The 7,138-nt window shown below is 63.9% G+C and carries 7 protein-coding genes; all 7 read right to left on the bottom strand.

The features are described 5' to 3' along the window. Positions 1 to 79: 79 nt before the first annotated feature. The 7 genes from V5A20_RS12340 to V5A20_RS12310 all read right to left on the bottom strand — a co-directional run bounded on the left by V5A20_RS12340 (position 80) and on the right by V5A20_RS12310 (position 7,086). Positions 80 to 1,792: a M56 family metallopeptidase gene (locus tag V5A20_RS12340; RefSeq protein WP_332327464.1), complete on the bottom strand. Its 1,713-nt coding sequence runs from the start codon at positions 1,790 to 1,792 to the stop codon at positions 80 to 82. Continuing rightward, on the bottom strand, positions 1,782 to 2,195 hold the full coding sequence (locus V5A20_RS12335) for a BlaI/MecI/CopY family transcriptional regulator (protein WP_332314703.1): 414 nt from the start codon (positions 2,193 to 2,195) through the stop codon (positions 1,782 to 1,784). Before V5A20_RS12335 ends, V5A20_RS12340 begins: the two co-directional genes overlap by 11 nt. 100 nt (positions 2,196 to 2,295) lie before the next feature. After that, positions 2,296 to 3,006, bottom strand: coding sequence for a TIGR04283 family arsenosugar biosynthesis glycosyltransferase (locus tag V5A20_RS12330; RefSeq protein ID WP_332314702.1), 711 nt, complete (start codon positions 3,004 to 3,006; stop codon positions 2,296 to 2,298). A 320-nt stretch (positions 3,007 to 3,326) separates the two neighbouring features. After that, positions 3,327 to 4,220 carry a dimethylarginine dimethylaminohydrolase family protein gene (locus V5A20_RS12325; protein WP_332314701.1) on the bottom strand — a complete coding sequence of 298 codons (894 nt, stop codon included), beginning with the start codon at positions 4,218 to 4,220 and terminating at the stop codon, positions 3,327 to 3,329. 122 nt (positions 4,221 to 4,342) lie between these two features. Next, positions 4,343 to 5,188, bottom strand: coding sequence for an ABC transporter permease (locus tag V5A20_RS12320; protein ID WP_332314700.1), 846 nt, complete (start codon positions 5,186 to 5,188; stop codon positions 4,343 to 4,345). Positions 5,189 to 5,193: 5 nt separating this feature from the next. Further along, positions 5,194 to 6,138: an ABC transporter ATP-binding protein gene (locus V5A20_RS12315; RefSeq protein ID WP_332314699.1), complete on the bottom strand. Its 945-nt coding sequence runs from the start codon at positions 6,136 to 6,138 to the stop codon at positions 5,194 to 5,196. Between the two features lie 6 nt (positions 6,139 to 6,144). Continuing rightward, positions 6,145 to 7,086 (bottom strand): mechanosensitive ion channel family protein, encoded by a 942-nt coding sequence (locus V5A20_RS12310; RefSeq protein ID WP_332314698.1) that lies wholly within the window; start codon positions 7,084 to 7,086, stop codon positions 6,145 to 6,147. Between the last annotated feature and the right edge of the window lie 52 nt (positions 7,087 to 7,138).

Raw genomic sequence — 7,138 nt, 5'->3', positions numbered from 1 at the left:
GTGACCCGGCCGAGCGGGGCGTCTCCGAGCCCGATCCCGACCATCCGGCCCGACAAGTGGCACGCTGACTCTGATTCGCTCACTCATCCGTATTGGAAAGATCGAAGCGAATCGGCAGCGTCATTTGTGTGCGGCTTGGAGTGCCGCCGTTCTGTACCGGGGTAAATGATGCGTTCTGCACGAACTCAAGTGCAGTGGCGTCTAAGGACTCATGCACGCTTTGCGTGACGCGGGGATTCTGAGGTATTCCCTGTTCGTCTACAGTGAGGGTCACGTGCACAGTCCCTTCAATTCCCGCTTTAACGGCCAGATCCGGGTACCCTACGGAATGCAGCATCGAGGCGTCTTGAATCTTGGGTGCGCCCGGTGGAGGATCTATTCGAATACTTGCGTCGGGTCCGGAGGTCTCTGAAGATTGCTGACTGGGCAACTTGAAAGTGACCGGCAGCGACATCTGCACCTTCACCGTCTCGCCGTCCTGCCGGCCCGGCTTAAACTCCTGGGCCTTCACGGCGCTGAGGGCGGCCTGGTCTAGCACCTCCTGGACGCCGCGTGTGACCTTCGGATTCGTCACGCTTCCCTCCTGGTCCACGATGAACTGAACGATCACCCGGCCTTCGATCCCGGCTTCTTTGGCCGCCTCCGGGTAGCTGATCGACTCCTGCAGGGCGCTCATCCCGCCTACGAGTTCGGGCGGGTCTTCAACGACCATGAACACCTCGCCGTCTTCAGGGGAGGCCGAGGACGACTCCGTAGTGGCTGAATCGTCCGTGGAGGCGGGGGGCGCGACGCCATCCGAGCAGGCGACCACGCCGAGCGTGAGGGCGAGCCCGACCGTGATGAGAACGGTGCCGAGGGCGAAGCGTGACGAAAGCAACGAGGGCATCGATGAGCGCATGGCAGACAGGCGGTCGATGAGAGAGGAGGGCGATTCGGAAAGCGAAAGGGCACCGAGGCGGTGAGAAGCCCCCTCGTCTGCAAAGGTTGTGAGGAGGCGTGCATAGTCGCCCGCAGGCGTCTTCTCGTCGTTGAGGACGGCCGCGTCACAGGCCCGCTCCCGCGCCTCGGCAATCCGCACTTGGAGTCGTCCCACGAGCGGATGGCCGGCGAACAGGGCGGCGACGAGCCGCTCCACCAGTTGTGCACAGTCGTCCCAGCGGCGGATGTGGACGAGTTCGTGGCGGAGGGTCATGCGAAGTTTCTCCGTCGCGTCCACGAGCCGATCCGGCACCAGAATCGTGGGATGGAGGCCGCCGAGTGTCATGGGCACCGCCGCGTCCGACGAGGTGCAGACCTGAACGGGACGGTGGACGCCGAACCGCTCCCGGAGACGATCCACCTCGGATTGCAGGGACGGCCTTGCCGCAGGCTCTAGGTGCTGCCGAGCGCGCCCCACCGCTGCCACGTCCAGCACAAAGCGACCCAGTTGGAACAGCCCAACGCCCAGAGCGCCGACGGTAAGAAGCCCGACGGCGTGCATCCACGTCCATGGGGCGGACGACGCCGATCCAGTACTCGCCTCGATCGCCGGCAACACGACGAGCGACCGGGCGGGAAGCATCGGAGAGTGAGGGGCACCGGGCATCATCTCGGCGATGACGACCGCCCCCATACCGGCCGGCAGGGCTACAAGGAGAATCTGCGAGAGGCGGTACTCGGCATTCGGGTGTAGCCGATCCGTCCAATTGAGAAGCGCCCAGAGAGGAAGTGCGAGGACGGTCCACGCCAGAAGTGGACGCCACAATGGATCGACCGCTGCGCTGCCGAGGCTGGAGAGGCCGTCAAGCACCATTTGCATCATCGGTCTCGGAATCCTGTTCGTCGAGGACGTCGATGAGGGCCTTGATTTCTTCACGCTCGTCGTCGCTCAGGTCCTCACGCTGCACGAGCGTCTGCACCAGAGCCGAGGGCGATCCCTGGAAGACCTTCTCCATTAGGCGCTGCAACAGGCTGTGTTGTACGGCGTCCGGTTCCTCCGCGGGCTGATACACGTACGACCGGCCTTCCTTGTGGTAGTCGAGGTATTCTTTCTCGGCCAGGGTCTTGAGCACCGTCATGACGGTGGTGTATGCCACGTCGCGGTCCTCCAGAATGCGCTCGCGCACATCGGCCACGGTCGCCTCACCGAGGTCCCACACGTGGTGGAGAACCTCCATTTCCGTTTCGCCGAGATGGGTCAGGGATTTGCGTCGCATAAAGGATCGGGCGTGTGTCTTTTTACTACTTAACTAGTATTACAAAAGTCGTACTGATGCAAGATGTACGCTGAATATTCACGGAAGGGCGATTGAGGGGCTATGAGTGCGGTTCTCGTTTGGTGTGTGGATCATTGAGGTACAGAGACGCCACCTGTTCAGGGTCGGTGCCCCACATGTAGTGGGTCCAGAGATACAAGTTGAGGAGCTGCTGGCGGAGGGGGCCGTGACGACGGAACCGGCGGGCCGACGTGGTGACGGCGGCATCCAGGAAGTGAAACCTTCCGTGTGCCTGGAGCCGGGCCGCAAGCTCCAGGTCTTCGAAGAGGGGCCAGTCGGGGAAGCCACCGACGGTGCGAAACGCGGTCTGCTCCATGAACTGGCCCCGGTCGCCGAAGCAGAGGCGAATCCACGGCCAGCGCGTGCACCAGGCGTAGAGGCGAAGAAGCAGTGTTGGCTCGTCGAAGCGCAGGCGAAACGTGCCGGCGATGGTGTTCGGCTCGGCAAGTGCGTGCCGAATCCGAGACAACCCATCGGAGGGAAGCCAGGTGTCGGCGTGGAGGAACAGGAGGATCTCGCCGCTGCTTTCTCGAGCACCGCGGTTCATCTGGGCGGCCCGGCCTCTCGGGGCCTGCACCACCGTCGCGCCGTGAGTGCGGGCCACCGACCGAGTGGCGTCGGTGGAGCCCCCGTCCGCCACCAAAATTTCAAGCGGACCGTCCTGCTGGCGGGCCCGTCGGAGGGTTGGGGCAATCGTATCTTCCTCGTTCAGGGTGGGGACAACGATGGAGACGAGCCGTGGATCGGTCACACCGCCGCGAACAGAGGTTTGGAGCAAGAGGGATGGAGGCGCTACGGCGTTCGAAAAGGGAGTCATTCCCTCAGTTTCACGCCATGAGGTCCAGAGCCTCCCCGTACACTACTGTAGCGTCAAGCATACATGTACGAGTGCGTGCGACCTCAACATTCGATTTCTGTCGCGTCGTCTTGAGCGAAAGCGAACGATCTCTTCGAGAACACCGCCGCCGCCGTCGACGAGGCTCTCCGTCTACGCTCAGAGCGACCTGCCTTGACATGTTGAGGTCGCACCGGAGACGCACAGATTGAGGATCGGCAGTCCACTACGTAGGCTTACCAAATCATCTGTTTCATGCAAAAGACCGATCCGCCGGCCTTGAGAAACTCACTCGTATCGAGCTCGACCGGGGTAAAGTCGTGGTCCCGCAGGCGATCGTTGGTTTCCGTGCAGCCCTCTTGGATGAGGACATGGGTGCCGTCGGGGCAGTGGGCGTTGCAGGCAAACTGGTTCCGGGCTTCGTGGTCTGGGACGTCGATGGTGGTCTCGAAGAGGGTGTCGATGAGGGCTCGCCCCGCGTCGTCGAAGGCCTCTGGGGCCACGAGGGCGTGGTCGGCGTCCAGGGGACAGAGACACGTGTCGAGGTGGTAGTAGTCGGGGTCGACGAGACGGAGCGCGACAATCGGGGCCTCGAGCAGGTCGTCAAGCGCTTCGTACGCCTCCAGGCTCGTCCGGTAGCCGTATCCGCCCCATAGGAGATGGCGGCCCGGATGCCAAAGGGCATCGCCCATGCCTTCAAAGTCCGCGTCGAGCCCGTCCGACAGGCTTTGCACCTTGTATCCCTTTGCCTCAAAAAACTGGGCGTAGTAGGGCACCTCGTCTGCCCGATGCTTGCTATGCATGCGGCTGAGGACCACGCCCTTCGTGTCGGAGGCGGGATCGTAAAAAGGGAGGGTCTGATTGGCGCAAAAGACCATGTCGGGCAGCCCGGGTCGTCCGTTTACCACGACGGGCGGGACGTCGAGGGCGGTGTAGGCGGCGCGCACAGCCTTCCACTGCTGCCAGGCGACCTCTTTGTTGACCGTCCCCACATTCTCCGACATGTGGGGGTTGATCACGTACTCAATGTCGAAGTGGGTGGGGGTCGTGAGGACGACGCGTCGCGGGCGGGGGAGCGACGGAGTGTGATCAAGGTGGAAGTCGAGGGCGTCGGGCGTGCGGTAGATCATGGAGAGGGAGAGACCGTGGGAACAGCGGGGGCGCAACATAACAAATGAAGTGGGGGAAGTCCACGCCCGTTGGAGGGACGCCCCGTCCTCGCGATTGCCCGGGCCCACGATCACACCCACGATTAGAAGTCCCGTTGGACGAACCAGTAGCCCGTGACCCCGTAGGCGGCGCCGCCGAAGAGCAGGGAGGAAAGGAACGGGTACCAGGACGACACCGGCTCTCCTTCGGCGAGGGTGGAGACGATTTGGGTGACCTCCGTGAAGTTGGGCAGCGTGTGGTAGAGGCCCCAGAAGACGGGGCTGCCGACGGGGCCGAGGGTGGGTCCGATCTGGTCGGCGGCGGCCAGCACCATCGAGACGAAGATGAGGCCGTAGGACACGATGAGGCCCAGCGCCGTGCTTTCGGTCCAGACGCCCATCAGCATGACGGCCGCGTACATGACCGCGAACATGCCCACGACCAGGAGGAGGGACAAGAGAAAGCGCGGGTTCCAGACGCCCGTTTTCAGGGACATGATGACCCAGACCCCGCCCAGCAGATAGACCGCGAGGATGCCGATGGCACTCCAGACCCCCAGCATGTGGCCGAACAAGACGTTCAAGCGACCGATGGGCTTCGACAGCAGCAGCTCCACGCGCCCGTCGGACTGAAGGTCGGGGAACAGCGAGGCGGAGGCGAAGAGGGCGAGCAGGATACCGATCCAGTACGCCACACCGGCCACGACGGACTCCACCGCGATCACCACGCGGGAGAGAGTGAGGGGCGGGGCGTCGTCGCCCATGTCCTCGGGCCCCGCCTCCTGCCCGAAGAGGCGGATGCCCGCGAGGGACCCTTCCACCACGTCCAGGTTCAGGGCGAAGGTGACGACGAGGAGCACCAGGGAACTGATGAGAAACAGCCCGAGCACGATTTTTCGTGCCCAGAGCTCCCGAAACGTGATTAGGACGAGACCGAACAGGGGACGCATGCCGTTCAGGTCGAGGAATCGACCACGTCGATGAAGTAGTCTTCGAGGGACTTGCGGAGCGGGGTGATGGACTCGATTTCCACGTCGGCCTCGCGCAGGCGGTCGAGCACGGCATTGAGGGTGGTGCGGTCGTCGGCACGAACCCGGTACTGCGTGAGGTCCGCCTCGACGGAAGCACCGTCGGGCGACGGGTCGAGCGGAAGGTCCGACGTTTCGAGGAGCGTGTCGGGGATGGGGGTGGCGACGAGATCATACACCCGTTCCACGGCGGTCAGCTCGTCGACACTTCCCTGTCGGACCAGTGTGCCGTCCCGCAGAATGGCAATCTGAGTGCAGACCTTTTCCACCTCGGAGAGGAGGTGGGAGTTGAGGAAAATGGTCTTGCCTTCGTCCTGTAGCGTCAAAACGATATCGCGAATGGCGCGGCGTCCCACCGGGTCGACGCCGCCGGTCGGCTCGTCGAGGAACAGCAGGTCGGGCTCGTTGAGGAGCGCCTGGGCCAGCCCGAGCCGCTGGAGCATGCCCTTCGAAAACGTCTTAACCTTCGTGTCGCCCCGCCCGTCGAGGTTGAGACGCTTGAGCAGCTGTGGGATGCGCTGATTGCGCTCGGTCCGCGGCACATCGGCCAGCCGGCCGTAGGCGTGTAGTGTCTGCGTGGCCGTAAAAAACCCCGGGAAGCGGTGATTTTCGGGGACGAACCCGATCCGGTGCCGGGCGGCAGGGGACCCGGCGGGCCGGTCGAAGAGGCGCGCCGTGCCACTCGTCGGGTGCACGAGCCCGAGCAGGATTTTGACGAGGGTCGTCTTGCCCGCCCCGTTGGGGCCCAGAAGCCCGAAGATTGCCCCCTCGTCCACCTCCAGCGAAATGCCGTTGAGCGCCTGCACGGACGCCCGGCGCAGTAGGCCGGTGCGGTAGGTCTTCGACAGCGACGAGACGGAGAGGGCAGGCATGGACGGTTATTGGCTCTCCTCAGAGTCCGAAGGAGCAGGCGGGTCGGATGCAGCGTCGGCGTCGGGCGTCCGGGGTGGGGCCTCGCTCTGGACGACGTGTGCCGTGCGCTGTGGGAAGGGGATCTCGATGCCATTCTCGTCGAATGTGCGCTTGAGGCGCTGGCGCAGTTCGCGCTCCGCGGCGTACTGCTCCCCAGGCTGTACGCGTACCACCACCCGTGCTGTTACGGACGAGTCGCCAAAGTCCATGAGCCCCTGTACCTGCGGCGATTCTTCAAGCAGAATGTCCGGATGCTCGGCCGCCCACTCGCCGGCCACGCGTTCCATGATCGGGAGGATGTCGTCGATGTCTTGCCCGTAGCTGAGGCCGACCGGCACGATGGCGCGCGCCCACTGGACGCTCTTGTTGCCAAAAGTGCGGACCTCCCCGGCGGGAATCATGACGAGTTCGCCGTCGAATTTCCGCAGCTTGATGAGCCGGACCCCGATCTCTTCAATTGTTCCGGTGTGGCCACTGATCGTGACGAGGTCGCCAACGTGGAGGATGTCGTCGAAGAGCAGGAAGATGCCGCCGATCACGTCCTTCACGAGGGTCTGCGCCCCGAATCCCACGGCGAGGCCCGCAATGCCGGCGGTGGCGATGAGCGCGCCGATGTCGAGTCCCACCTCGCTGAGCACCATGATCCCCGCAATGGCCCACACGACGTACCCTGCCATGGACTGAAGCAGGTTGCCGAGCGTGACGGCCCGCTGGCGCTTGGGATCGGTTGCCGGGAGGTCCGCAACGCTTGACATCCACCGTTCAGTTCCCCGCCGGACGAGTGCGAGCACCAGCGCCGCAAGCACAAGGATGATGACAATGCGGACTGCCCCAAGGAGCACGACCCGGAGGCTGATCGAGTCGAGCCAGGCCTGGGGGGCACCAAGCTGGAGGAGACAGTCAAGCAAAGTTGGGCGGGGGATATCTGAGAGAGCGCAAGGGCGAACTAAGCATCCGTGA

The sequence above is a fragment of the Salinibacter sp. genome (assembly GCF_036626415.1).
In the GTDB taxonomy this organism is placed as follows: Bacteria; Bacteroidota; Rhodothermia; order Rhodothermales; family Salinibacteraceae; genus Salinibacter.
The sequence above is the reverse complement of the archived record's forward strand: the minus strand, read 5'-3'. Positions and strand labels throughout refer to the sequence as shown.

Coding starts and splice junctions, on each gene's coding strand:
- V5A20_RS12340 (WP_332327464.1), bottom strand. CDS start 1,792: ATGGTGCTTGACGGCCTCTCCAGCCTCGGCAGCGCAGCGGTCGATCCA.
- V5A20_RS12335 (WP_332314703.1), bottom strand. CDS start 2,195: ATGCGACGCAAATCCCTGACCCATCTCGGCGAAACGGAAATGGAGGTT.
- V5A20_RS12325 (WP_332314701.1), bottom strand. CDS start 4,220: ATGATCTACCGCACGCCCGACGCCCTCGACTTCCACCTTGATCACACT.
- V5A20_RS12320 (WP_332314700.1), bottom strand. CDS start 5,188: ATGCGTCCCCTGTTCGGTCTCGTCCTAATCACGTTTCGGGAGCTCTGG.
- V5A20_RS12315 (WP_332314699.1), bottom strand. CDS start 6,138: ATGCCTGCCCTCTCCGTCTCGTCGCTGTCGAAGACCTACCGCACCGGC.